20 protein-coding genes are annotated in these 25,030 nt (G+C 74.0%); 12 read left to right on the top strand and 8 right to left on the bottom strand.

From position 1 onward, the window contains the following. Nucleotides 1-59 precede the first annotated feature (59 nt). Nucleotides 60-1,913 carry an AMP-dependent synthetase/ligase gene (locus tag ABZ444_RS38135; RefSeq protein ID WP_358008070.1) on the bottom strand — a complete coding sequence of 618 codons (1,854 nt, stop codon included), beginning with the start codon at nucleotides 1,911-1,913 and terminating at the stop codon, nucleotides 60-62. 148 nt (nucleotides 1,914-2,061) lie between these two features. Here ABZ444_RS38135 and ABZ444_RS38130 point away from each other — a divergent pair, with 148 nt between their 5' ends. Both ABZ444_RS38130 and ABZ444_RS38125 read left to right on the top strand, forming a co-directional pair. Next, a complete protein-coding gene (locus ABZ444_RS38130) occupies nucleotides 2,062-3,552 on the top strand; it encodes an oligopeptide:H+ symporter (protein ID WP_358008067.1) in 1,491 nt (496 codons plus the stop codon). Nucleotides 3,553-3,563: 11 nt separating this feature from the next. Next, nucleotides 3,564-4,178, top strand: a complete 615-nt coding sequence (locus ABZ444_RS38125; protein WP_357977182.1) for a trimeric intracellular cation channel family protein — start codon at nucleotides 3,564-3,566, stop codon at nucleotides 4,176-4,178. 40 nt (nucleotides 4,179-4,218) lie between these two features. On the opposite strand, the gene ABZ444_RS38120 is transcribed toward ABZ444_RS38125, so the two are convergent. Then, entirely contained in the window at nucleotides 4,219-5,649 is a 1,431-nt protein-coding gene (locus ABZ444_RS38120) for a PLP-dependent aminotransferase family protein (protein WP_358008064.1), read from the bottom strand. A 62-nt stretch (nucleotides 5,650-5,711) separates the two neighbouring features. Here ABZ444_RS38120 and ABZ444_RS38115 point away from each other — a divergent pair, with 62 nt between their 5' ends. From ABZ444_RS38115 to ABZ444_RS38105, 3 genes are all read left to right on the top strand, one after another. Next, nucleotides 5,712-6,314 (top strand): hypothetical protein, encoded by a 603-nt coding sequence (locus ABZ444_RS38115; RefSeq protein WP_358008061.1) that lies wholly within the window; start codon nucleotides 5,712-5,714, stop codon nucleotides 6,312-6,314. Nucleotides 6,315-6,390: 76 nt separating this feature from the next. Beyond that, nucleotides 6,391-8,151, top strand: a complete 1,761-nt coding sequence (locus tag ABZ444_RS38110) for a glycoside hydrolase family 15 protein (RefSeq protein WP_358008058.1) — start codon at nucleotides 6,391-6,393, stop codon at nucleotides 8,149-8,151. A gap of 50 nt (nucleotides 8,152-8,201) precedes the next feature. After that, a complete protein-coding gene (locus tag ABZ444_RS38105) occupies nucleotides 8,202-9,365 on the top strand; it encodes an NAD(P)/FAD-dependent oxidoreductase (protein WP_358008055.1) in 1,164 nt (387 codons plus the stop codon). 67 nt (nucleotides 9,366-9,432) lie between these two features. Here ABZ444_RS38105 and ABZ444_RS38100 read toward each other — a convergent pair whose 3' ends face one another. After that, nucleotides 9,433-10,305: a UbiA family prenyltransferase gene (locus ABZ444_RS38100; RefSeq protein ID WP_358008052.1), complete on the bottom strand. Its 873-nt coding sequence runs from the start codon at nucleotides 10,303-10,305 to the stop codon at nucleotides 9,433-9,435. A gap of 126 nt (nucleotides 10,306-10,431) precedes the next feature. Between ABZ444_RS38100 and ABZ444_RS38095 the strand changes: the two genes are divergently transcribed. The 4 genes from ABZ444_RS38095 (at nucleotide 10,432) to ABZ444_RS38080 (ending at nucleotide 14,100) form a co-directional block, all read left to right on the top strand. After that, the gene (locus tag ABZ444_RS38095) at nucleotides 10,432-11,520 is read left to right on the top strand and encodes a type III polyketide synthase (RefSeq protein WP_358008049.1); all 1,089 of its coding nucleotides are present in this window, start codon (nucleotides 10,432-10,434) and stop codon (nucleotides 11,518-11,520) included. A gap of 34 nt (nucleotides 11,521-11,554) precedes the next feature. Further along, nucleotides 11,555-12,079, top strand: coding sequence for an isoprenylcysteine carboxylmethyltransferase family protein (locus ABZ444_RS38090; protein WP_358008046.1), 525 nt, complete (start codon nucleotides 11,555-11,557; stop codon nucleotides 12,077-12,079). Nucleotides 12,080-12,165: 86 nt separating this feature from the next. Beyond that, nucleotides 12,166-13,179 carry an NAD(P)/FAD-dependent oxidoreductase gene (locus ABZ444_RS38085; protein WP_358008043.1) on the top strand — a complete coding sequence of 338 codons (1,014 nt, stop codon included), beginning with the start codon at nucleotides 12,166-12,168 and terminating at the stop codon, nucleotides 13,177-13,179. Between the two features lie 66 nt (nucleotides 13,180-13,245). Then, nucleotides 13,246-14,100: a dioxygenase gene (locus tag ABZ444_RS38080; RefSeq protein ID WP_358008040.1), complete on the top strand. Its 855-nt coding sequence runs from the start codon at nucleotides 13,246-13,248 to the stop codon at nucleotides 14,098-14,100. On the opposite strand, the gene ABZ444_RS38075 is transcribed toward ABZ444_RS38080, so the two are convergent. Further along, a complete protein-coding gene (locus ABZ444_RS38075) occupies nucleotides 14,063-14,674 on the bottom strand; it encodes a helix-turn-helix domain-containing protein (RefSeq protein WP_358008037.1) in 612 nt (203 codons plus the stop codon). The genes ABZ444_RS38080 and ABZ444_RS38075 overlap by 38 nt on opposite strands. A gap of 99 nt (nucleotides 14,675-14,773) precedes the next feature. Between ABZ444_RS38075 and ABZ444_RS38070 the strand changes: the two genes are divergently transcribed. Continuing rightward, nucleotides 14,774-15,736 (top strand): NADP-dependent oxidoreductase, encoded by a 963-nt coding sequence (locus ABZ444_RS38070; RefSeq protein WP_358008034.1) that lies wholly within the window; start codon nucleotides 14,774-14,776, stop codon nucleotides 15,734-15,736. Between the two features lie 83 nt (nucleotides 15,737-15,819). Here the strand turns inward: ABZ444_RS38070 and ABZ444_RS38065 are convergent, their stop codons facing one another. Further along, nucleotides 15,820-17,400 (bottom strand): lectin, encoded by a 1,581-nt coding sequence (locus tag ABZ444_RS38065; RefSeq protein WP_358008031.1) that lies wholly within the window; start codon nucleotides 17,398-17,400, stop codon nucleotides 15,820-15,822. Between the two features lie 343 nt (nucleotides 17,401-17,743). Here ABZ444_RS38065 and ABZ444_RS38060 point away from each other — a divergent pair, with 343 nt between their 5' ends. Continuing rightward, nucleotides 17,744-18,373 carry a hypothetical protein gene (locus tag ABZ444_RS38060; protein WP_358008028.1) on the top strand — a complete coding sequence of 210 codons (630 nt, stop codon included), beginning with the start codon at nucleotides 17,744-17,746 and terminating at the stop codon, nucleotides 18,371-18,373. A gap of 60 nt (nucleotides 18,374-18,433) precedes the next feature. Here ABZ444_RS38060 and ABZ444_RS38055 read toward each other — a convergent pair whose 3' ends face one another. After that, the gene (locus tag ABZ444_RS38055) at nucleotides 18,434-19,936 is read right to left on the bottom strand and encodes a protein kinase (protein ID WP_358008025.1); all 1,503 of its coding nucleotides are present in this window, start codon (nucleotides 19,934-19,936) and stop codon (nucleotides 18,434-18,436) included. 192 nt (nucleotides 19,937-20,128) lie between these two features. Between ABZ444_RS38055 and ABZ444_RS38050 the strand changes: the two genes are divergently transcribed. Beyond that, complete coding sequence (locus ABZ444_RS38050) at nucleotides 20,129-21,097, top strand: NAD(P)-dependent oxidoreductase (RefSeq protein ID WP_358008022.1); 969 nt, start codon at nucleotides 20,129-20,131, stop codon at nucleotides 21,095-21,097. A gap of 263 nt (nucleotides 21,098-21,360) precedes the next feature. On the opposite strand, the gene ABZ444_RS38045 is transcribed toward ABZ444_RS38050, so the two are convergent. Together ABZ444_RS38045 and ABZ444_RS38040 are read right to left on the bottom strand one after the other, a co-directional pair. Then, nucleotides 21,361-22,491, bottom strand: coding sequence for a helix-turn-helix domain-containing protein (locus tag ABZ444_RS38045; protein ID WP_358008019.1), 1,131 nt, complete (start codon nucleotides 22,489-22,491; stop codon nucleotides 21,361-21,363). Between the two features lie 57 nt (nucleotides 22,492-22,548). Next, nucleotides 22,549-24,984, bottom strand: a complete 2,436-nt coding sequence (locus tag ABZ444_RS38040; RefSeq protein ID WP_358008016.1) for a S8 family serine peptidase — start codon at nucleotides 24,982-24,984, stop codon at nucleotides 22,549-22,551. Nucleotides 24,985-25,030: the final 46 nt, after the last annotated feature.

Raw genomic sequence — 25,030 nt, 5'->3', positions numbered from 1 at the left:
ACCAGGACCGCGACACGCACCCCTTATGGCAAAGCCGACGGGGCCGACGGGGCCGTAGCTCAGCGCGCGTCGCCGTAGAGGGACTCGATGATGTCGGCGTACTTGGCGTGGATGACGCGCCGCTTCAGCTTCAGGCTCGGGGTGAGCTCCTCGGTCTCGGCGGTCCACTCGGTGCCGAGCAGCGCCCACCGCTTGACCTGCTGCACCCTGGCCAGCCTGGCGTTGGCGGCCTCGACGGCGGCCGAGACCTCCTTGAGGACGTCGGGGTGCTCGGCCAGCTCGGCCAGGGAGGTGAAGCCGATGCCGCGGGCCTGCGCCCATCCCGGCGCCGTCTCGCCGTCGAGGGTCAGGACGGCCACCGGGTGCGGGCGGTTGTCGCCGTAGGCGAGGGCCTGGCCGATGAGCAGGTGCTCCTTGAGGTGGTTCTCGATCTCGGCGGGCGAGACGTTCTCGCCGCCGGCGGTGATGATGAGCTCCTTCTTGCGGTCGACGACGCGGTAGAAGCCGTCGTCGTCGACCGTGCCGATGTCGCCGGTGTGCAGCCAGCCGTCGGCGTCGAGGAGTTCGGCGGTGGCCTCGGGGCGGTTGAGGTAGCCGCCGGTGTTGAGCGGGCTGCGGGTGAGGATCTCGCCGTCCTCGGCGATGCGGACCTCGACGCCGGGCTCGGCCCTGCCGACGGTGCCCAGGCGGTAGCAGGAGGGGCTGTTGCCGGTGAAGGCGCCGGTGGTCTCGGTCATGCCGTAGACGTCGATGACCTTGAGGCCGAGGCCGGCGTAGAAGTGCTGGACCTCGGCGGGCAGGGGGGCGGCGCCGGTCGCGGTCCACTCGGCGCGGTCGAAGCCGATCATGCCGCGGACGACCGACAGCAGGGCCGCGTCGGCCTTGTCGTAGGCGGCCTGGATCTCGGGGGTGACCGTGCCGCCGTACTGGCCGGCCTCGACGTAGGCGGCGCCGGCGGCCATGGCCTCGCGTACGGCGGCCTGCTGCTCGGGCGGCTGCGTGGCGAGCACGGCCAGCAGCCGGGCCATCATCTTCTCCCACACGCGCGGCACCCCGAAGAACATCATCGGCCTGACCTGGCCGAGCGTGGCGCCGAGGTTGGCCAGGTCGGTGCAGAAGTGCACGTGCGACATCTTGACCAGCGGGAGGTAGAGGCTGAGGATGCGCTCGGCGATGTGGGCGTAGGTGAGGTAGGAGATCTGGGTGCCGTGCGTCGGCAGTGAGGTGATGCGGTCGGTGGCGGCGGCCTCGTAGAAGACGTTGGTGTGGGTGAGCGGCACGCCCTTGGGCATGCCGGTGGTGCCCGAGGTGTAGAGCACGGTGACGACGTCGTCGGCGGCCACCTCGCGGGCGCGGGCCTCGACGGCGGCCTCGTCCTCGGCCAGGCGGGCGCGGCCCAGGTCGAGGAAGTCGGCCCAGGACAGGAACCGCTCGTCGTCGGGGGCGCCGTCGAGCATGATGATCCGGCGCAGGCCGTCGAGCCGGTCGAGCACCGGCTGCCAGCGGGCCAGCTCGGCGGGGCCGCCCAGCACGGCGAAGCGGGCGCCCACGTCGCCGGCCACGAACGCGATCTGGTCGGGCGCGAACGTGGAGTAGACCGTGCAGCCCACGCCGCCGGCGTGCACGGCGCCGAGGTCGGCCAGCACGTGCTCGCTGCGGTTGACCATCATGATCGCGACGGACTCGCCGCGTTGCAGGCCGAGGGCGGCGAAGGCGGCCGCGATCTCCAGGATGCGCCGCCGCGCCTGGCCGTAGGTCAACGTCGTCCAGCCGCCGGGGTCGTCGGGGGCGCCGGGGTCGGAGTACGCGGGTGCGTCCGGGTGCCGGGCGGCCACCTGCCTGAGCTGTTCGCAGACCGTGCGACCGGCGATCTCCCGCTCGATGTCGGCCCGTACGTCGAGGACTTCGGCCATGGCACCCGCCTCCAGTCAGTAATCACTTGCACAGGTGGCATGCATCGCACCACACCCTCTGGACAGCGGCAAGACCCAGGCGGGAAACTGTCGGACCGGTCACGTAGAGTGATCGTTCAGGTGCCGTACGTGTCTCGGGGGGGCGTGCATGAGCAAGGGCGGAAGGACCTTCTTCGGGCATCCGTGGGGGCTGGCGACCCTGTTCTCCACGGAGATGTGGGAGCGCTTCAGCTGGTACGGCCTGCGGGCGATCCTGGCCACGTTCATGGCGGCCTCGCCCGCCCACAAGGGCCTCGGCATGTCGCAGGAGACCGCGCAGGCGGTGGTCGGCGTCTACGGGGCGCTGATCTACCTGGTGGCGCTGCCCGGCGGCTGGATCGCCGACCGCGTGCTCGGGGCGCGCAGATCGGTCTTCTGGGGCGGGTTCGTCATCATGCTGGGCCACATCAGCATGGCGATCCCGGTGACGACCCCGTTCTTCGTCTGGCTCGGGCTGCTGCTCATCATCAGCGGCACGGGCCTGCTCAAGCCGAACATCTCGGTCATGGTCGGCCGCCTGTACGGCGAGGACGAGGACGGCCGCCGCGACGCCGGCTTCTCCCTGTTCTACCTGGGCATCAACCTGGGCGCCTTCTTCGCGCCCCTCGTCGTCGGCTGGCTGGCCGCGGGCGACCGCTGGCACCTGGGCTTCAGCGCCGCCGCGGTCGGCATGGCCCTCGGCCTGCTGCAGTACGTCTGGGGCGGCCGTAACCTGCGCGGCATCGGCGAGCGTCCCGGCGTGCGGCTGACGCCGCCCGAGCGCCGCCGGTTCGGCCGGGTGGCCGGGGCGGGCGTGGCGGTGACCGCCGTCGCGCTCGGCGCGTGGGCGGCCACGGGCACGCTCACCATCGACCGCCTGGCGCTGGCGATCACGATCGTCATCCTGATCGTGCCGGTCGTCTACTTCGCCTACATCCTGCTGGGCAGCCACAGCCTCACCGACGAGGAGCGCAGCCGGATGAAGGCCTACATCTGGCTGTTCGTCGCGGCCGCGATCTTCTGGATGATCTACGACCTGGCGCCGAGCAAGCTGCTGTTCTTCGCCGCCGACCACACCCGGCTGGAGCTGTTCGGGGTGCCGATCCAGGCGGCTACGACGCAGTCGTTCAATCCGCTGTTCATCATGATCTTCGTGCCGGTGTTCGCGGCGTTGTGGGTGAAGCTCGGGGTGCGGGTGAGCACGCCCCAGAAGTTCGGTTTCGCGCTGGTCATGGTGGGGCTGAGCTTCGTGGTGATGGCGATCGCCGCCGGGCTGGCGACCGGCGGCCGGGTGTCGGTGTGGTGGCTGGTGCTGGTCTACCTGATCCAGGTGTTCGGCGAGCTGTCACTGAGCCCGGTCGGGCTGTCGGTGACGACGAAGCTGGCGCCGGAGGCGTTCAAGGGGCAGATGCTCGGGATCTGGTTCATCGCGGTGTCGGTGGGCGACGCGGTCGGCGGCCAGACGGGGCGCCTCACCCACTACCTGTCCGACCCGATGTACTACCTGGTCCTGGCGATCATGGCGATCGTGGCCGGGGTGGCGATGTTCCTGTTCACGCGGAAGCTGCGGGTGCTCATGGCCGAGCACTACCATGCGGCGGCCATGCCGCCGATCCGGTAAAAACATCCAACGTGTCTGAAATTCTCGACCTTGTCGGTATTTTTGTCTTCGCACTGACCGGTGCGCTCATGGGTGTGCGCAAGCGGCTCGACGTGGTCGGGATGGGCGTCCTGGCCGAGATGACCGCGCTCGGCGGCGGCCTGGTCCGCGATCTCATTCTCAACGTGCGGCCGGCCGCCTTCCAGAGCCTGGGCTACGTGCTGGTGCCGGTGGCCGCCACGGTGATCGTCTTCTTCTGGCATCCGCACGTGGCCCGCGTCATGCCGGTCATCCTCGTGCTCGACGCGGCCGGCCTCGGCCTGTTCGCGGCCGTCGGCACCGAGAAGGCCCTGGAGTACGGACTCAGCCCGCTGCACGCCACCATCCTCGGCGTCACGACGGCCGTCGGCGGCGGCGTGATCCGCGACGTGCTGGCCGGCGAGATCCCCACGCTGCTGTACGACCGCCAGCTCTACGCGGTGCCCGCCCTGCTGGGCTCGGCGGTGATGGCGGGCCTGTCCACGGCCGGGCTGCACGGCTGGCCGGCCACGCTCGCCGCCGCGCTGCTGGCCTTCGGCCTGCGCATCACCGCGATGCGCCGCAACTGGCGGGCACCCCTCGCCAAGGGCGCCGAGGAGCCCTCCTAGCCCCACCCCATCAGCATGAGCGAGGAGCTCTCCTAGACCCTCACACCATCGGCAGGAGCGAGTCTGGGTGGCGGCGGGCGCCGGTGGGGCCCTGGGCGCGGGCGCGGGCGATGCGGGCGACGGCGTCGGCCACGGTCTCGGGCGGCAGGGTGAACGGCAGGCGCAGGTAGCCCTCCAGGGTGCCTTCCAGGCCGAACCAGGGCCCGGGAGCCAGGCGCACGCCGTGGGAGACGGCGGCGTCGGCGAGCGTGGTGGAGGTGTCGCCGTTGAGCCGCACCCACAGCGTGCCGCCGCCGCGCGGCAGCGTGTACGTCCACTCCGGCAGGTACCGGGCCAGCGCGGCGGTCAGCGCGTCCCGGGAGGCGCGCAGGCCGCGGCGGCGTTCGGCGCGGGTCTGCGCCATCCGCTCGAACAGGCGGGCGGTGACCAGTTGCTCCATGACCGGGCTGGAGATGTCGACGACCGCGCGGTGCCGGGCCAGCCGGCGGGCCAGGGCGGCCGTGGTGCGGATCCAGCCGATGCGCAGACCGCCCCACCACAGCTTGGACGCCGACCCGATGCTGATCACGCGGCTGTCGGTGTCGAAGGCGGCCATCGGCGCGGTGCGCGGCACGTCGTCCAGGGCCAGCTCGCCCCAGGTCTCGTCGACCAGCAGGATGACGTCGTTGCGGCGGGCCGCGCCGGCGACGGCGGCGCGGGTGGCGTCGTCCATGAGGGCGCCGGTGGGGTTGTGGAAGTCGGGCATGAGGTAGGCCAGGCGGGCGGCCGACTGCCGCATCGTGGCGGCCATCAGGTCGGGCTGCCAGCCCTCGTGCGAGATGCCGAAGGGCACGATCCGGGCGCCGTGCTGGCGGGCCACGTCGATGGCGTGCGGGTAGGTCGGCGACTCGACCATGACGGGGTCGCCGGGGCCGATCAGCAGCCCGGCCACGAGCTGGATGGCGTGCTGGGAGCCGGTGGTGACGACGATCTGCTCCGGCCGGGTGGCCAGGCCGCGCTCGGTGTAGCGGGCGGCGACGCGCTCGCGCAGGACCGGCAGGCCCATGGGGTCGTAGCCGTTGCCCATGCCGTACCTGGGCAGGTCGTCCAGGGCCTCGGCCATGGCCTCGCGCAGCGCGGACGGCGCGGGCGGGGCGGCGCAGTGGAGCTGGATCAGGCCGTCGTCGCCGGTGGACAGCCAGGGGTTCTCGCGGGTGGTGGCCGGGTCGGGCAGGGTGGTCCAGCTTCCCGAGCCCTGCCTGCTGTCCAGGTAGCCGCGCTCGCGCAGCAGGTCGTAGGCGGAGGTGACGGTGGTGCGGCTGACGCCCAGGGTCTCGGCCAGGTGGCGTTCGGCGGGCATGCGCACGCGTACGGGGATCTGGCCGTCCATGATGAGCGCGCGCACGCCGTCGGCCAGGGCGCGGTAGTACGGGCGCGCGGCCGGATCGACGTCGACCAGCCGGGCCACCTGCGTAGCCGACAATTGCCTCATAAGGCCACTTTTCACGATTGGCCCTGTTTTGGCAACCATTGGCCTGCCACGATGAGGCCATCATGAGCGAAGCAACCGTCCCCCGCCTGAGTTCCCTCCCCTCCCGCCTCCTGCGCCTCTACGGCGGCCTGGCCCTGTACGGCGCCGGCATCGGGCTGCAGGTGGAGTCCGGCCTCGGCAACGACCCCTGGGACGTCTTCCACCAGGGCGTGGCCCTGCGGCTGGACGTGTCCATCGGCACCGTCATCATCGGCGTCGGCGCCCTGGTGATGCTGCTGTGGATCCCGCTGCGCCAGCGGCCCGGCCTCGGCACGATCAGCAACGTGGTGTTCCTCGGCCTGTTCGCCGACGCGGCGATCCTGCTGCTGCCCACGCCGTCCCACCTGGCCGTCCAGTCGCTGTACGTGGCGCTCGGCGTGGTCGCGATCGCGCTGGCCACCGTGCTCTACATCGGGGCGGGCATGGGCCCGGGGCCGCGCGACGGCGTCATGACCGGGCTGATGCGGCTCGGCCTGTCCGTGCGGCTGGCCCGGTTCCTCATCGAGCTCACCGTGCTGGCCGTGGGCTGGCTGCTCGGCGGCAGCGTCGGCGTCGGGACGCTCGTCTTCGCCCTCGCCATCGGCCCGCTGACCCAGTTGTTCACCCGCTGGTTCCCCTTGTCGTGATCACGCGCCGGGCCCGTCCTGACGCGACAGGCCGGACCCGGCGCGGGATCACCCGCGCGCGAGTAGCGTCTTCGGCATGCGGATTGAGGACTACGCGCTGATCGGAGACATGCAGTCGGCCGCACTGGTGGCGAGGGACGGTTCCATCGACTGGCTCTGCCTGCCCAGGTTCGACTCCCCCTCGTGCTTCGCTGCCCTGCTCGGCAGCGAGCGCAACGGCCACTGGTGGCTGGGCCCGACGGCCCGGCGTCCGGCCACCCGGCGCCGCTACCGGCCTGACACGCTCATCCTGGAGAGCGAGTGGGACACCCCGACCGGCACGGTCCGGGTGATCGACTTCATGCCCCCGCGCGACCGGAACCCCGACGTCGTGCGCATCGTCGAGGGGGTCTCGGGCAGCGTCGAGGTCTCCACCCAGCTGCGCGTGCGCTTCGACTACGGGCGCATCGTGCCGTGGGTGCGCCGGACGAACGGCCACCTGCAGGCCGTCGGCGGCCCCGACTCGGCGTGGCTGCACTCCCCCGTCCCGCTCAAGGGCGGCGACTACGCCCACCGGGCCACGTTCACCGTCGAGGCGGGCGAGCGGCTGCCGTTCGTGTTCACCTGGCACCCCTCCCACGAGCCGATGCCGCCGCGCATCGACGCCGAGGAGCAGCTCGCCGAGACCGAGACCATGTGGACCGAGTGGGTCGGCAAGTGCTCCTACCAGGGCCCCTACCGGGAGGCGGTGACCCGGTCGCTGATCACGCTGAAGGGCCTGACGTACTCGCCGACCGGCGGCATCGTGGCCGCGCCCACCACGTCCCTGCCCGAGGACATCGGCGGCGTGCGCAACTGGGACTACCGGTTCTGCTGGCTGCGCGACGCCACGATGACGCTCGACGCGCTGATCAGCTCGGGCTACCTCGACGAGGCCGCCGACTGGCGTTCCTGGCTGCTGCGCACCATCGCCGGGCGTCCCCAGGACCTGCAGATCATGTACGGCGTCGCCGGCGAGCGCCGCCTGCCCGAGCTGCGCCTCGACTGGCTGGACGGCTACGAGGGCTCCCGCCCGGTCCGCATCGGCAACGAGGCGGTCCAGCAGCTCCAGCTCGACGTCTACGGCGAGGTGATGAACTGCCTGTACGTCTCCCGCGCCCGCGGCCTGGCCGCCGACGAGCGCGCCTGGTCGATCCAGCGGCGGCTCCTCGAGTACGTGGAGGAGCACTGGGACGAGCCCGACGAGGGCCTGTGGGAGGTGCGCGGCCCGCGCCGCCACTTCGTGCACTCCAAGGTGATGTGCTGGGTCGCCCTCGACCGGGCCGTCAAGTACGTCGAGAGCTTCGGCCGCACCGGCCCGGTCGACAGGTGGCGCGCGTTGCGCGACGCGATCCATGCCGAGATCTGCGACAAGGGCTTCGACCCCCACCGCAACACCTTCACCCAGTCGTACGGGTCGTCGGAGCTGGACGCGGCGCTGCTGATGATCCCGGTGGTGGGCTTCCTGCCGCCCGACGACCCCCGGGTGACCGGCACGGTGGCGGCGATCGAGAAGGAGCTCATGTCCGACGGGTTCGTGCTGCGTTATCCGCTGGCCGCCGACAACGACGTCGACGGCCTGCCCGGCGGTGAGGGCGCGTTCCTGGCGTGCAGCTTCTGGCTGGTGGAGGTGATGGCGATGCAGGGCCGCAAGGAGGAGGCGCGGGAGCTGTTCGAACGCCTGCTGGAGCTGCGCAACGACGTCGGGCTGCTGGCCGAGGAGTACGACCCGCGCTACGGGCGCCTGGTGGGCAACTTCCCGCAGGCGTTCAGCCACGTGCCCCTGATCCACGCCGCCCGCGCGCTGTCGCGAGGCTGACCCGGCGGGAACGGGTTTCCCCCACCGCGCCGAGTGGGACAAGACCTCGCATGGGTGAGGAATGGGACCTGGCGGTCGTGGGCGCGGGGCCGGCGGGCTCGGCGGCGGCGTTGCGGGCCGTCCAGCTACGTCCGGACCTGCGCGTGGTCCTGCTCGACCGGGCCGGCTTCCCCCGCGACAAACCGTGCGGCGACGGCATCGCCGCGCACGGGCGCGACGAGCTGGACCGGCTGGGCCTGCCCGGCCTCATCGACGACTACCGGCCCACGCCCCGGCTGACCGTGGTCTCGCCGGGCGGGCTGCGCGTCTCGGCCGAGGCGGCCCGGCCCAACCACGTGGTGCCGCGCCGGGTGTTCGACGCGCGGCTGGTGGGGGCGGCCGGGGCCAGGGGCGTCGAGGTGCGCCGCCACCGCGTCAGGGAGCTGGCCCACGACGGGTCCTGGGTCGTCCTGGACGGGCGGCTGCGGGCCCGTGCGGTGGTGGCGGCCGACGGGGCCTACTCGGCGGTGCGCCGGCTGATCGGGCTGCCCGCGGCGGGCGAGCGGCACACCGCCCTGGCCGTGCGCGGCTACGCCGACGTGCCCGAGGCCGACGACGTGCAGCTCATCGCGATGCAGCGGGCGGGCTGGCCGGCCTACGCGTGGTCGTTCCCGATCGGCGACGGCACCGCGAACGTCGGGTTCGGCATGCTGCTGCCCCGGCTGCGGGCGGCGGGGGCGCCGGGCCGCCAGGTGCTGCACGGCAGGCTGGCCGAGCTGCTGCCCGACCGGCCCGCGCGCGACCTGCGCGCCCATCACCTGCCGCTGTCGACCGGGCGGCCCGCGCCGGGCGCCGGGCGGGTGCTGCTCGCCGGGGACGCGGCGGGGCTGATCAACCCGCTGACCGGCGAGGGCATCTACTACGCGCTGCTGTCGGGGCGGCTGGCGGCCGAGGCGGTGGTCGAAGCGGCGGGTGAGGCGGCGGGCGACCCGCTGGCGCGGTACCGGGCCAAGCTGCGCGGCGCGCTGGGACGGCACCTGCGCACGACCGACGTGCTGGCCCGGCTGGCGCAGTCGCCGGGGTTCATCGACGCGGCCATCGCGACCGCCGCGCGCCGCAAGGAGGTGTTCGACCTGCTGGTGGAGGTCGGGCTCGGAGCCGGGACGGTGCCCGCGCCGCTGGCCCTGGCGGTGGGCCTGCGCTGGCTGCGCGACGCGGCGCGCCCGCCCCGCTGAACCACCGCCACGGCTCGCGCCGGGGAGGGCGGCGGAGCGGCTCAGGCCGTGAGGGCGGCGCCGCGGCTCAGGCCGTGAGGGCGGCGCCGTTGGCGAGCAGCAGGAGCACGTCCACGGCCGCCACGGCGACGGCGGTGACGAACGGCGCCCGCGCGGACCGGCCGGCCAGCACCGCTCCCCCGGCCGCGAGCAGCACCGCGGCCGCCATGGCCGCCCACCCCGCCACGCCGGGGCCGCCCGCGGGCCCGAGCACGAGCAGGCAGGTGGCGGCCAGCAGCGGCACCGGCACCAGCACCCGTACGCGCGCCGCCCCCAGCCGCTGCGGCCACCCGCGCACGCCGGTCGCCAGGTCGCCCTCGATGTCGGGCAGCACGTTGGCCAGGTGCGCGCCCACGCCGAGCAGCGCCGCCGCCGCGACGGCCCACCACGCCGGCCACGGCTCCCCGGGCAGGCCCAGCGTCACGAACGCCGGCAACACCCCGAACCCGACGGCGTACGGCGCCCACGACAGGACGGTGGCCTTCAGGCCGAAGTCGTACCCCCAGGCCCCCAGCACGCCCGCCAGGTGCGCCGGCCCCGCCGCCCGGCCCGAGGCCAGCGAGAGCGGCACGCACAGGGCCAGCGCCGCCAGCGCGGCCACCCGTACGGCGGTCACGCTCACCGTGCCGTCGGCGGCCGGTTTGCCCGTGCGCCCGGCGGCGGCGTCGCGCCCGGCGTCGAGCGCGTCGTTGCACCAGCCGATCGACAACTGCCCGGTCAGCACGGCGGCGGCCACCAGGACGCAGCCTGCCGGGTCCCGGCCCGCAGCCACGGCCAGCGCGGTGACCAGGGCGGTCACGGCCACGGTCGGGCCCGGGTGGCAGGCCAGCGCCAGCGCGACGGCCGTACGGACCGGCCCGCCGCGCACGACGGCGGCGGGCGCGGGATCCGGGTCGGTCACACGGTGATCGTAGACCGGAAGATCCGGAGCGAGAATTCCCACGCGCCGCGTATGGCTTAAATGACCATCCTTGCGGGAAGCGTGCGGGGAGTGAGTGTTGTGGGCGACCTGTCGAGGGAGCACTGCATGACCCGAATCTCCGCAGTCCGTTGCGCGTTCCCTCCTCACCGCTACCCGCAGTCCGAGCTCACCGACATGGCCGCCCGCCTGTGCCTGCCCGACGGCGCCGACCGCCGCCTCCTCGACCGCCTGCACCGCAGCGCCCGCGTGGAGCACCGCAACCTCGCCCTCCCCATCGACCGCTACGAGAAGCTGAACGGCTTCGGCGCGGCCAACGACGCCTTCGTCTCCGTCGCGGTCGAGCTGGGGCTGGAGAGCGTGAAGGCCGCCCTGGACGCCGCCGAGCTGGAGCCGACCGACGTGGACATGATCATGTTCACGTCGGTGACCGGCATCGCCGCGCCGTCCGTGGACGCCCGGCTGGCGGCCGCGCTCGGGCTGCGTCCCGACGTCAAGCGGGTGCCCGTCTTCGGGCTGGGCTGCGTGGCGGGCGCGGCGGGCATCGCCAGGCTGCACGACTACCTGCGCGGCTGGCCGGACCACGTGGCCGTGCTGCTGTCGGTGGAGCTGTGCTCGCTGACCCTGCAGCGCGGCGACTCCTCGCCCGCGAACCTGGTCGCCAGCGCGCTGTTCGGCGACGGCGCGGCGGCCGTGGTCGCCAGCGGCGGCGGGCGGGGCACCGCCGGGCCCACTGCCGGGCCCACCACCGGGCCCACTGCCGGGCCCACGGTCGTCGCCACCCGCAGCCACCTGTATCCCGGCTCCGAGCACGTCATGGGCTGGCAGGTGGGCGACACCGGGTTCCGGGTCATGCTGGACGCCAGCGTCCCCGCCGTGGTGCGCCGCTACCTGGCCGACGACGTGCACGGGTTCCTGGCCGAGCACGGGATCACGGCCGGGGAGGTGACGGCGTGGGTGTGCCATCCGGGCGGGCCGAAGGTGCTGGAGGCGGTGTCGGAGGTGCTGGAGCTGCCCGCGGGCGCGCTCGACGTGACGTGGCGCTCGCTGGCGGCCAACGGCAACCTGTCGTCGTCCTCGGTCCTGCACGTGCTCGGCGACACCCTGGCCGGGGAGCCGCCCGCGCCGGGGAGCTGGGGGCTGGTCATCGCGATGGGCCCCGGCTTCTGCTCCGAGCTCGTCCTGCTGCGCTGGTAGTGCCCCGTCCCTGCGATCCGCTGGTGGTTGGCCTGTGACCTGGTATCTGGTGCTCATCGTGCTCGTCGGCCTGGAACGCCTGGCCGAGCTGGTCGTCGCCAGGCGGAACGCCGCGTGGAGCATGGCGCGCGGCGGCGTCGTGACCGGGCGGGGGCACTATCCGTGGATGGTGGCCCTGCACACCGGGCTGCTGGTGTGCGCGCCGCTGGAGGTGGCCCTGGCCGGGCGGCCGTTCGTGCCCGCGCTCGGCTGGCCGATGCTCGCGGTGGTCGTGGCGGCCCAGGCGCTGCGGTGGTGGTGCATCACCGCGCTCGGGCCGCGCTGGAACACGCAGGTGATCGTGGTGCCGGGGCTGCCGCTGGTGCGGCGGGGGCCGTACCGGCTGGCGTGGTTGCGGCACCCCAACTACGTGGCGGTGGCGGCCGAGGGGCTGGCGCTGCCGCTGGTGCACACGGCGTGGCTGACGGCGCTGGCGTTCACGCTGCTCAACGCCGCGCTGATGGTGGTGCGCATCCGGTGCGAGAACGCCGCGCTCGCCCTCACGGCGGCCAAGGGGTGAGCCGGTGATCGACGTGCTCGTGGCAGGTGGCCGGGAGGTGAGCCGGTGATCGACGTGCTGGTGGCGGGGGGCCGGGAGGTGGGCCGGTGATCGACGTTCTCGTGGCGGGGGGCGGGCCGGCCGGGCTGGCCACGGCGATCCACGCGGCGCTGGCCGGGATGGAGGCGGTCGTCGTCGAGCCGCGGGCCGCGCCGGTGGACAAGGCGTGCGGCGAGGGCGTCATGCCGGGCGGGGTGGCCGCGCTGACGGCGATGGGCGCGCCGGTCGAGGGGCGGGGGTTCCGCGGCATCCACTACCTCGACGGGCGGCGGGAGGCGCGGGCCGCGTTCGCCGCCGGGCCGGGGCTCGGCGTCCGGCGCACGAGCCTGCACGCCGCGCTCTGGCAGCGGGCCGCCGAGCTGGGCGTCAAGACGGTCACCGGCCGCATCGTCCGCGCCGACCAGGACCGCGACGGCGTGAGCGCGATCGGGCTGCGGGCCCGCTGGCTGGTGGCCGCCGACGGCCTGCACTCGCCGCTGCGCCGCTCGCTCGGCCTCGACCTGCCGGTACGCGGCCCCCGCCGGTACGGCTTGCGCAGGCACTACCGGATCGAGCCGTGGAGCGACTTCGTCGAGGTCCACTGGTCGGGGGCGGGCGAGGCGTACGTCACGCCGGTCGGCGACGACCTGGTGGGCGTCGCGGTGCTCAGCTCGGCACGGCGCGGCTTCGAGGAGCACCTGCGCGGCTTCCCCGGGCTGGCCCGCCGCCTGAGCGGCCCGGCCGTCACCCCGGTGCGCGGCGCGGGCCCGCTGCGCCAGGCGGTGCGCTCCCGCCGCGCCGGCCGCGTGCTGCTGGTCGGCGACGCCGCCGGTTACGTGGACGCGCTCACCGGCGAGGGCGTCTCGCTGGCCGTGCGCTCGGCGGAGCTGCTGGTCGGCTGCCTGGCGGCGGACCGTCCGCAGGACTACGACGGCGCGTGGCTGCGCCTGTCGCGCACGCACCGGCTGCTGACGGCGGCGCTGGTGCAGGCCGCCCGCCGCCCCGGCACGGCCCGCCTGGTGGTCCCGGCGGCGCGCCGGCTGCCCCGCCTGTTCGCCGGCGTGGTCCGCGTCCTGGCCTGAGCCTTCCCCGGGCCCCGGCCGGATGCGGATAATGAACCCCCACGGTCCCCGTCAAGGACGGTCGCCATGACAGACAAGCTCGTGCGGCAGGTGCTCGACCAGGTGGACGCCCCCGACCCCCGGGTCGGCGAGATCGTCTCCGCGCTGATCGCCCACCTGCACGCGTTCGTGGACGAGGTGCGTCCCACCGAGGCCGAGTGGCGGGCCGGACTCGCCTTCCTCGCCGGGACCGGCAGGTGGTGCACGCCGGACCGCGACGAGTTCGTGCTGCTGTCGGACATGCTCGGCCTCACCTCCGCCGTGGACGACGTCAACCACGCCGGCCCGGAGAACATGACGCCCTCCTCGGTCGAGGGCCCCTTCCACTCCCCCGCCCCCGGGCGCGAGCCCGGCGCGTGGATCAGCGAGGGGCCCGAGCGCGGTCGCGGGACGCCGATGGTCGTGCACGGCCGGGTGCTGTCCTGCGACGGCACGCCGCTGCCGGGCGCGACCGTGGACCTGTGGCAGGCGGCCGACAACGGCCTGTACGACAGCCAGGACGACGCCCAGCGGCCCGGCAACCTGCGCGGCCTGTTCACCGCCGACGCGGAGGGCCGCTACTGGTTCCGCACGGTCCGCCCGAGCAGCTACCCGGTGCCCACCGACGGCACCGCCGGCCGGCTGCTGCGCGCGATCGGGCGGCACCCGATGCGCCCGGCCCACCTGCACTACCAGGTCACCGCGCCCGGCCACCGGCCGCTGACCACGCACGTGTTCCTGGCCGGCGACCCCTACCTGGGCTCCGACGCCGCGTTCGCGGTCAAGGAGGAGCTGGTGCGGCGGCCGGTTCCGGGTACCGGGGGCTGGGGGATGGACGGGCCGTACGAGGAGGTCGAGTTCGACCTCAGGCTGGTGCCGCTCGGGTGGGCGCCGGGCCGGTGAGCCGCTCCGGAGGGCGCAGGCCGTCCATGATCAGGCCGAAGAGGTGGTCGCCGCGGGCCGCCAGCGAGGGGGCCTGGTCGGCGATCCAGCTCACCGCGCTGGCCAGCGCGAACAGGTCGAGCCCGGTCACGTCGGCGCGCACCTCGCCGGTGGCCTGGGCGCGTTCCAGCAGGCGTCCGCCCGCCTGGCGCATGGCGTGGCAGGAGGCGTGCAGCGGCGAGCCCTCGTCGTTGATGGTGGCCATCATCGAGGCGGCCAGCCCCCGGTAGGCGCCCGCGCCCGCGACGAACGAGCGCAGCCACTCCACCAGCGCCTCGTGCGGCGCGGCGGCGCCGGCCAGCGTCCTGGCGCGTTCGGCGAGCAGGTCGAAGCGCTGCCGCAGGAGCGCCTCCAGCAGCGCCTCCCTGGTCGGGAAGTGCCGGTAGAGCGTGCCCAAACCGACCTCGGCGCGGCGCGCGACGTCGCGCAGGGACGCCTCCGTGCCCTGCTCCTCGATGACGGCGGCGGCCACGGCCAGGATGCGCTCCCGGTTGCGCTGGGCGTCCGCGCGCTGGTTCCGGGGTGTGGAGGTCATCCGATACCTTCCGGCGATTGACAAACGGAGCAGTGCTCCGATTATGATCCGGAACACTGCTCCGCATCATAGCGGGGCCCGTCTCCCCGAGGAGAATCGATGATGAAGGCCATCCGCGTGCACGAGATCGGCGGCCCCGAGGTCCTGCGCCTGGAGGAGGTGCCCGTGCCCGTGCCGAAGCCGGGCGAGGTCCTGGTGCGGGTGCACGCCGCCGCGCTCAACCCGCCCGACTGGTACGCCCGCCGGGGGTTCGCCGACATTCCGCCGTCGATGCGGCCGCAGATCACGCTGCCCTTCACCCCCGGCTCGGACGTGTCGGGCGTCGTGACGGCCGTCGGCCCCGACGTCACCGAGTGGCGGGAGGGCGACGAGGTGTACGGCCTCGTCCGCTTCCCGCGCATCGGCGACGAGGGCGGCAGGGGGTACGCCGAGTACACCACCGCCCCGGCCGGCCACCTGGCCCGCAAGCCCGCCTCGGTGGACCACGTCACCGCCGCCGCGGTGCCGATGGCCGGGCTCACCGCCTACCAGTACGTCCACGACATCATCGGACTGCGCTCCGGCAGCCGGGTCCTGGTCAACGGCGCGGCCGGCGGCGTCGGCCACTTCGCCGCCCAGCTCGCCGCGGACCTGGGCGGGTACGTCATCGGCGTGGCCTCCGGCCGGCACGAGGCGTTCCTGAAGGACCTGGGCGTGGCCGAGTTCGTCGACTACACCCGGGTCCGGCCGCAGGACGCGGTGCACGACGTGGACTGCCTGATCGACACCGCGGGCGGCCCCGGCGGCCACACGCTGCTGCCCGCGCTCAGGGACGGCGGCACGCTCAGCCCGGTCTTCCACGGCGACTACCACGACGAGGAGCTCGCCCGGCGCGGCATCGTGCGCCGCGGCGGCCAGGTGCACTCCGACGGGGCCCAGATGGCCGCGCTGGCCGAGCTGATCGACGCCGGGCGGCTGCGCGTCGGCGTCGACAGCGTCTTCCCGCTGGAGGAGGCCCCGCAGGCGCACGAACGCGCCGAGCGGGGCCACATCCAGGGGAAGATCGTCCTACGCGTGTCCTGAGCGCGGCCTGAGCGCGGCCTGAGCGCGGCCTGAGCGCGGCCGCCTCAGCGGGGAGGGCCGGCCCGCGTGCGGCCCGAGCGGGGTCAGGCCCGGGTCCACCGCTGGTTGGCGCCGCCGTTGCAGGTCCAGATGACGAGCCTGGTCCCGTTGGCGGTGGCGTTGCCCGGCACGTCGAGGCACTTGTTCGCGCCGACGGCCGTGATCGTGCCGTCGGCGTCGAGCCGCCACTGCTGGTTGCTCTGGCCGTTGCAGTCCCAGATGATCACGCGGGTGCCGTCGGCGGTGCCGCGGTCGTACACGTCGAGGCACTTGCCGCCGTAGACGCGCAGCTCGCCCGCGGTGGTGGGGGTCCACTGCTGGTTGGCGCCGCCGTTGCAGTCCCAGATCTGGACCTGGGTGCCGCTGGTCCGGGACGCGCCGGGCACGTCCAGGCACCTGCCCGAGCCGGCGCCCTTGAGCGCGGTGGCCGCGGGGGGCGTGCCGCCGCCGGTGACGACGTACATGGCGGCTCCGTGGGCGGGGACGGAGGCGCTGATCGTGCCCGCCGAGGAGCCGGTCGTGTGGGCCCACAGGTCACGTACGGAGTAGGTGGCGGCGGCGCCGAGGCCGAGCGCGGAGGCGGTGGTGGAGACGGTGGCCGCGGCGCCGCCCCGGTTGAGCAGCACGACGGCGGCCGAGCCCGTGCCCGTGCCGGTCGGGGCCATCGGCTTGCGCCAGACCTCCAGGTCGCCGCTGTCGGCGATCTTGTGGCCCTGCCGGCCGCCCCAGTCCTGGTCGACGGCGATGACCTCGCCGTTGGTGAGGATCGTCCGGGTCTCGGCGCTCATCGAGCGCAGGTCGTTGCCCGCGACGAGCGGCGCGTTGAGCAGCGCCCACAGGCTGAAGTGGGCCCGCGACTCGGTGGCCGTGAGCCCGGCGTTGCCGACCTCCAGCATGTCGGGGTCGTTCCAGCCGCCCGGCCCCGAGTACGCCGCGAGCCCCGCCTGGCTGTCCAGGATGCCCATGACCGAGCCCCAGTTCGCCTGGATGTCGCCCGTGGTGCGCCAGGAGTTGCCGACCGGCATGCCCCAGGTCCAGACGCTGTCCTGGCCCCAGTTGCACAGGCTGTAGAGGATGGGCCGGCCGGTGGCGGCCAGCGCGTCGCGCATGGCGGTGTAGCGCTGCTGCGCGCTCTGCCCGAGGTGGTCGCCGCAGTTGTCGTACTTGAGGTAGTCCACCCCCCAGGACGCCCACAGGGCCGCGTCCCTGCGCTCGTTGCCCAGGCTGGCCGGGTAACCGGCGCAGGTCGTGGTGCCGGCCGAGGAGTAGATGCCGAGCTTGAGCCCCTTGGCGTGCACGTAGTCGGCGACCGCCTTGACGCCGCCGGGGAACTTCTGGGGGTCGGGGACGAGGTCGCCGGCCGCATCGCGGGCCCTGGTGGACCAGCAGTCGTCGATGTTGACGTAGGTGTAGCCGGCCGCGGCCATGCCGGAGGCGACCATGGCGTCGGCCGTCTGCCTGACGAGGGTGTCGCTGACCGAGCAGCCGAAGCTGTTCCAGTCGTTCCACCCCATCTGGGGCGTTCTGGCCAGGCCGTTGTCCAGCGCGGCGGCGGGGGGAGCGACGGCGGTCAGGCAGGTCGCGGTGAGGGCCAGGGCGAGGGTTGACCGAAGGATCGCACGCATGGGACTCCTTCAACACCGAGGTGGCGAACCCAACATGATCCGACTAAATCAAACAGGATGGTCCGGCGATTTGCGTGTGGAGTCAAGGGGTCTTGAGGGTTTCTGTTGCCTGACGTTCGGCGCGCAAAGGGCTTCCGAAGGGGTGACACGGAGCCCTCCGGCCCGCGTTTCAAGTCGCTGACCTGCGGTTACTATCTGTAGCGGTTAGATCATCGACAGTGATTGGATCGGTGTGATGCGACGACTCATCGCAACACTTGTCTCTTGCGCCACCGCAGGCGCTCTTCCGCTCGTCACCGCCGGTCCGGCTGCCGCCGACCCGGGTCCGGAGCCGATCGCGTACGTGGCTCCGGACTACGACGTCAGGGGTCCGTACATCCTCGCCGACGACCCGTGGTGGCACAACCGCCACAGGCACCACGGCGACCACCACTGGGACGGCGACCGTCCGTGGGACGGCGACCGCGACAAGGACGACCGGCACAAGGACGACCGCTGCAAGGACGACGACCACGGCGACGACTACGCCTGGTGGCAGGACGACGACCGGCACAAGGACGACTGCAAGGACGACGACCACCACGGCAAGGAGCACGCCTGGTACAAGGACGACGACCAGTGCAAGGACGACGACCACCACGGCAGGGAGCACGCCTGGTACAAGGACGACGACCGGCACAAGGACGACTGCAAGGACGACGACCGGTACGACGACGGCGACCGTTACCGGGACGACGACCAGTACCGGGACGACGACCGCTACCGGGACGACGACCGCTACCGGGACGAGGAGCGCGACGACGACCGCTACCGCGACGGGGACCGCGACTGGGGCTACAACTACCGGTACGTGACCTCGCTCCGCTGCCGCCTCGGCGGTGGCGTCGTGGTCCGTAGCTGGCACAGCCCGACCAGGCTGGCCTGCTACGGCGGACGGTACAACGGATATTGGGTGGTCAGCTACGGGCTGTGATGCCCGTGGCTGCCACCAGGGCGGGTCCGCACCACGCGGGCCCGCCCTTCTCGTGCCCGCCTACGACGCGCACATGGTGAACCTGACCGCCTTCGTCCTGGGCGACGGGGTCAGGATCCGGTAGGCGACGGTGTGCCTGCCGGCCGCCGGGGTGACGAGTCTCCTGGAGCTCACGTAGCCGCTGCGGCTGTCCGCGGGGAAGCGGGACGAGCCGCGCTCGATGACCCTGCCGTCGTAGAGCCACTGGTAGGAGTAGGCGGCGCCGGGGCGGGTGGCGTTCACTCCGGCGGCGAAGTTCACCGCGCCGGTGTAACAGGTGCCCCCGGCGGAGTTGATCTTCGAGGAGCCCTGGACGCGCACGTACGCCAGGGCGAACGCGGCCCTCCTCGTGGTGGCGGGCGGCGTCGTGGAGCGTTCCGCCGGGACCGTGGCGGTGGGGGCCGGGCGGCTCGCGCGGCCCTGCGGCGTCCTCGTGGGCCTCGACGCGGCCGTGCCGTGCCTCGACGGTCCCGCCGAGGCGGACGTCCGCACGGATGCACGGGCGGAACGCACCTCGGCGTCCGCCTGGCGCTTGCCGGAGTTCCACACCACGACGCCGGCCGCCACCGACACGGCCACCGCCCCGGCCGCCAGCACCAGCACCGGCGACCGCCGTCCCACCGCCCACCTGGACCGCTCCGCCGGCGGCTGGACCGGACCATCGGCCGCCTCCTCCGGAGCGTCCCGGCGGGGAGAGTCCTCGGCAGGCTCCGGGGTGGCGGCGTGCGGCTCGCCCAGCACGAGGGGCAGGACGGCCGTCATGGGCGGGCGGGCCTGCGGGTCCTTGGCCAGGCAGGCGCGGACGATGTCGCGCAGCGGGTCCGGCAGGTCGCCGAGCTCGGGGTCGCCGCGCAGGATGCGTCCGGCGACCGCGGGCGGGGCGTCGTCGCCGAACGGCGGCCGGCCCGTGGCCGCGAACACCATCACCGACGCCCAGGCGAAGACGTCCGCCGCCGCCCCCGCCGCGCGCCCGTCCAGTTGCTCCGGCGCCATGTAGGCCACCGCGCCGCCGTCGGAGCCGGGCCCGGGCCCGGTGCCCGCGCCGGCGCGGCCGGAACCCGGGCCGGTTCCCGCGGTGCCGAAGCCGGCCAGGCGCGCGCCTTCCCGGCCGAGCAGCACGCTGGACGGCTTGAGGTCGCCGTGCGTGAGCCCCGCCCGGTGCACCGCGGCCAGCCCCGTGGCCGTGCCGACCGCCAGGTGGCGCAGGTTGCCGCCGCCGAGCCGGCCGACCTCGGCCAGCGACGGCCCTTCCACGTACTCGCTCACGATGTACGACAGCCGTCCCCAGGCCGCGTCGAGCACCCGCGCGACGCCCGGCGAGTCCACCTGGCGGGCCGCCTCCGTCAGGGCGGCGAACCGTTCACCGGCCACGATCCCGTGCAGGACCTTGACGGCCACGGGCCGCCCGTCCGGCCCCTGGCCGAGGTAGACGACCCCCTGCCCGCCGGAGGCCAGCCATCCGGTGATCCGGTGGGCCCCCAAGGACGTGGGATCTCCAGGACGTAAGGGCTCGGCGTTCGGCATGAGGCGGTGACTCCTGGGACAGCAGCGGTACCGAATCATGAACTTTAGCGGGATGAATCAGGATCCGCCGCCCCCGGGTTCACCTCGCCGTTCACGTGCGAGCCCCGCGCTGGACAGTCGTCAGGTCCTCGTACTACGTTAATCATCAGTGCCACTGACGATCAGTGGCACTGATGACAAGGAGTTGGGGTAATGATCCTCATCACGGGCGGGCTCGGCTTCATCGGCACGCACACCGCGCGAGCGCTGCTCGACCTCGGCGAATCCGTCGTCCTCGTCCAGCGCCGGGCCCCCGAGGTGCCCGCGCCGCTGGCCGGGGAGGCCGAAGGGCGGCTCGTCGTCGAGCGGGCCGACCTCACCGACCGGGCGGCGCTGCTCGCGCTGGGCGACCGCCACAAGATCACCGGAATCGTGCACCTGGCGGGCTCGGTGCCCTGGCCGGTCGGTGCGCATGAGCCGGTCGAGGGGGTCGAGAAGTCCGTCGCGAGCCTGCTCAACATCTTCCACGCCGCCACCGAATGGCAGGTGTCCCGGCTCGGCCTGGCCAGCACCATCGGCGTCTACGGCGGCGTCGAGGCTCCCAGCCCGCTGGCCGAGGACCTGCCGCTGACGATGGCGGCCGGTCACCCGATCCCGACGTTCAAGAAGATCGGCGAGCTGATGGCCGGCCATCTGGCCGAGACCACCGGGCTGGAGGTGGTCAACCTCCGCATCGGCGCGATCTGGGGGCCGCTCGGCCACGCGCGTTCGCCGTTCTTCCTCCTGCCGCAGCTCGTGCACGCCGCCGTGCGGGGCGCCGCGCCGGACCTGACGAGCCCCGCGTGGGGCGCGTACGCCGCGGACGGCGGCGACCTGTGCCACGTCAAGGACTGCGGGCGGGCCATCGCGCTGCTGCAGACGGCCGAGCGGCTGCGCCACCGCACGTACAACGTCGCCACCGGCCGGATGACCACCAACGGCGAGGTCGCCGCGGCGATCCGGCGGGCCGTGCCCGGCGCGGACGTCGAGCTGCGCGAGGGCCGCGACCCCGCCGGCCCCGGTCGGGACATGTGCCTCGACATCACTCGGCTGCGCGCGGACACCGGCTTCGAGCCCGCCTACGACACCGGGTCCGGGGTCGCCGACTACGTCTCCTGGCTGCGCGCCGGACACGCCCGCTGACCGGGCCGGCCCGCCGTGCCGGCCGCACGGCGGGTGGCGCGCGAGCAGGCACGCTCAGCCGCGAGCCGCGCCCGTCGCTGCGCTTCTCCGAGCTCGCGGCGGTCATGGAGGAGCCGCTGCACCGCTCCCGCACCTGGAACACCGGCCCGATGGCGCAGGCGGTCCCGCCGCTCCACAACAGTGCCACCCGCCTCCCCCCGGAGGTCGACCCGGCGCTGTCGCGCCTGGAGCGGCTGCCGAGCGGCGTGGGGCTCGACGGCTGCTCAGCGCCGGTCCAGGCAGCCCTGCCGGCCCAGCAGCCGGAACGCCCGCGCGGCCGGTGGCGGCAGGGCGCGGTAGGACCTGGGGAACACCGTCCGCACGGCGGCGGCGTCCTCGCGGGCGGGGAGCCGGTCCGGGGTCCCGCCGGTGGTCCGGTGTTCCGCGGCGAGGTCGCCGTCGAGGTCACTGACGAGGTCTTTCATGGTGAGCGACGGGTTCACGACCAGGTGCTCGGCCACGATGCGCAGGGCCAGCGGGAGATATCCGCACAACCGCGTCATGCCGGCGACGGCCCGGGGCTCGGCGGCGATGCGTTCGGCGCCGGCGGCGGCGGCCAGCAGGTCGGCGGACTCGGCGGCGGTCAGGGTGCTCAGCGCGATGTGGTGGGCACCGTCCCGGGCGACCAGTCCGCCCAGCCGGTGGCGGCTGGTCACCAGCACCAGGCATCCGGGGTTGCCGGGCAGCAGCGCGCGGACCTGGTCCGTGGCGGCGGCGTCGTCCAGCAGGACGAGCACGCGCCGGCCGCCGATCAGGCTGCGGAACAGGGCCGCCCGCTCCCCCACGTCACCGGGCAGGCGCCGCAGGTCCGGGGCGAGGGCCCGGACGAGCTGGGCCAGCGCCTCGGCGGGCGGCAGCGGCCCCCGTTCGGCGTCGGAGCCGCGCAGGTCGAGGTGGAGCTGGCCGTCCGGGAACCGACCGGCCACGCGGTGCGCGAAGTGCACGGCGAGCGCGCTCTTGCCGACGCCGGCGACGCCGTCGATCACCGCGATCGCGATGGCGTTGCCGGAGTCCGGCATCAGGTCCGCCAGGCGGGCGAGCTCGGCGGAGCGGCCGGTGAAGCCCGGCACGTCGTGCGGGAGCTGCGCCGGACGCCGCCGCTCGGGTGGACCGGCCACGGCCAGCTCCCACAGCGCCACCAGGCGCGCGGTGTCGCCGCGGCACGCCTTGCTGATGGCCTCGACGGCCTGGCGGGGCGGCAGCAGCTTGCCGCTGAGGTATCGCTGGAGCGAGGACTTGCTGCAGTGCGTGTGCCCGGCCAGCTGCACCAGCCCGAGACCGGACGCGGCCTTGAGCAGGCTGAGTTCGGCCGCGAGCATGCGGGCGTGGATGCCGTTCACCACTGTGGGGCTCATTCGCCCGCCTCCTTTTCCGGGGTTCGCATGACGTTCCGGGCCGCGGGGGACCGGGGGTCAGGCGTTCGCGAAGTAGGCGTACAGGTCGACGTCGACGCTCACCTGCCCGGTGCCCTCGTTCTTCAGCACCACCGACCCGTCGGCGCGCAGGGCGGCGGTGGTGAACCCGACGGCGTCCTTGCCCGCCGGGTAGGAGACGACGCGGGCGGTCGAGGGCCCGCTCTGCGGCAGCACCGAGACGGTCCCGGCGGCCGTTCCCCGCGCGGCCACGGTCAGCGCGACCGCGGTGACGCCGGAGGCGGGCAGGCCGGTGAAACGCACGGTTCTGGTGCCGCCCGCCGGGATCGCCAGGGCCCGTCCCGCCGACGTGGGGCGGACGGCCTTGACCAGCGCGCCGCGCCGCTCGGTGGCGAAGTAGCCGGTGACGTCCACGGAGATCTCGACGTTGTCGTAGCCGAGGTTGTGCACGTTGATCTTGCCGTCCTGGCCCGGTTTGACGATCGTGTGGAACTGCGTGGTGACGTTCGCCGGGTAGTCGACGTTGGCGTCGACGGGGTAGGCGTCCCCGGCGGCGTACACGCGTACGGTGCCGGTCGACGGGCTCTTCAGCACCACCGTGAGGGCGACCTGGGCGACCCCGGTGGCGGGCAGGCCGTTCATGCCGGCGATGGACAGCTCGTAATTGCCCAGCGCGGGGATGACGGTGTGGTCGGCCACCCGGGCGGGCGTGACGGGGAGGTAGGTGCCGCCCACGACGGCGGCCGCCTTGTCGAGGGTGTGCCCGTGCGCGTCGAGCGTCACCTTGACGGGGCCCGTGCCGCGGTTGACCACCTTGACCTTGCCGTCGGCGCCCACCCTGGCGATGATCATGGTGGAGGCGTAGCGGGAGGTGTCGTAGGCGAGCACCTTGCCGTCCGGTTCCTGCTCGTCGGAGGCGTGCACGGTGATCGTCCCGGTGTTGAAGAAGTCGCCCTTGGCGCTGACGTTGAGCGCGACGGCCCGCACGCCCTGCGCGGGCAGCCCGGCCACGCCCGCCACCTGCACGGCCATGGTGGAGTTGGCGCTGATCCGGACGTTGTCCAGGATCCTGCCCCGCGAGTGGAAGTACTGGTCGGGCCCCGGCCTGGGCGTCGCGTCCAGGGCGGCGGCGTCGAGCTGGAGGCGGGGCGTGGTGGCGCCGGTGTAGGCGATCGCGCGCCCGGTCTCCTTGAGCTTGGCCTCCAGAGCCGCCGGGCCGAGCCCCGGGAACGCCTGGCTCAGGACGGCGAGCGCCCCGGCGACGTGCGGCGCGGCCATGGACGTGCCGCTCATCGAGGCCCAGCGGTCGCCGGGCACGGAGGAGACGATGTCGCTGCCAGGGGCGAGGAGGTCCAGGAGCGGGCCGCGGTTGCTGAAGGAGGACAGGGCGTCGGCGTCGGTGGTGCTGCCCACGGTGACGGCCGACGAGACGCAGGCGGGGGCGGCCACCGCGTTCGGGTAGGCGTCGTTGCCGGCCGCGACGACGGTGGCGACCCCGGCCGCCAGCAGGGCGTCGACGGCGGCCTTGCGCGGGTCGGTGTCGCAGGGCGCGGTGTGCATGCCGCTGCCCAGGCTCAGGTTGACCGCCACGATGGGCAGGGTCGCCTTCAGCGTCTGGACCTTCTCCAGCGCGGCCAGCTGGGCGCTGGAGAAACTGAGCAGGCACGGCGCGCCGCTGGAGCCGCAGAAGTCGTCGGAGTCGAACCTGCTGAAGATCTGGATGGCCACGAGGTCGGCGCCCGGCGCGACCCCGCTCCCGTCGTCGCCGTCGATCCCTTCGCCGTCACCGGCGATGATCCCGGCCACGTGCGTCCCGTGGGAGCAGTCCAGCAGCTCGTCGGAGCAGCCGCCGCGCTCGGCGTCGGCCGAGCCGGGGCCGTCCTGCCTGGCGGCGCCGTCCGGGCACAGGCTGGTGGCGGAGTAGTCGGGGTCGGCGGGCGAGAAGCACGCCTCGGCCACGACGCGGCCGCCGAGGAAGGGGTGGCCGGTGGCGACGCCGGTGTCCAGCACGGCCACGGCGGTGCCCGCGCCGGTCAGCCCGGCCGCCCTGGTGCGGTCGCCGCCGATCAGGGGGACGCTCTGCCCGAGGGCCGGCGGCACCGGCCGGTCCTCGGACACGCTGAGCACGCCCGGCCGGGCGGCGAGCCGCTGGAGGCCCGCCTGATCGGTCCGCAGGGTGACCACGGGCAGGCGTGACAACGTCTGGAGCACCTGGCCGGCGCCGGAGCCGGAGACGGCGGCCAGCTCGTCGCGATCCCTGGTCACGACGTTGACCCGGAGCCTGCCTCCGGCGTCGAGCCTGCCGGCCAGTCCGGGCTCCACCCACGGGCCCGCCGCCGACCGCGGTCCCGCGTCCGTCCGCTGTCCGGCCGCGGCGGCCGGCGCGGCGGTCACGACGGTGAGCGAGGAGAGCAGGATCGCCGTCAGGACGAGCACGCGGTGGACGGCCGCCGTGACGGTGGCTGATCGCCTCATGAGGCTCTCCTTCGACGCGGGACGAAGATGCCCGCGCAATGTACGC

The organism is Nonomuraea sp. NPDC005730 (genome assembly GCF_040630865.1).
Classification (GTDB): Bacteria; Actinomycetota; Actinomycetes; order Streptosporangiales; family Streptosporangiaceae; genus Nonomuraea.
Note: the sequence above shows the minus strand (reverse complement) of the source record. Positions and strands in the feature narration are given on the sequence as shown.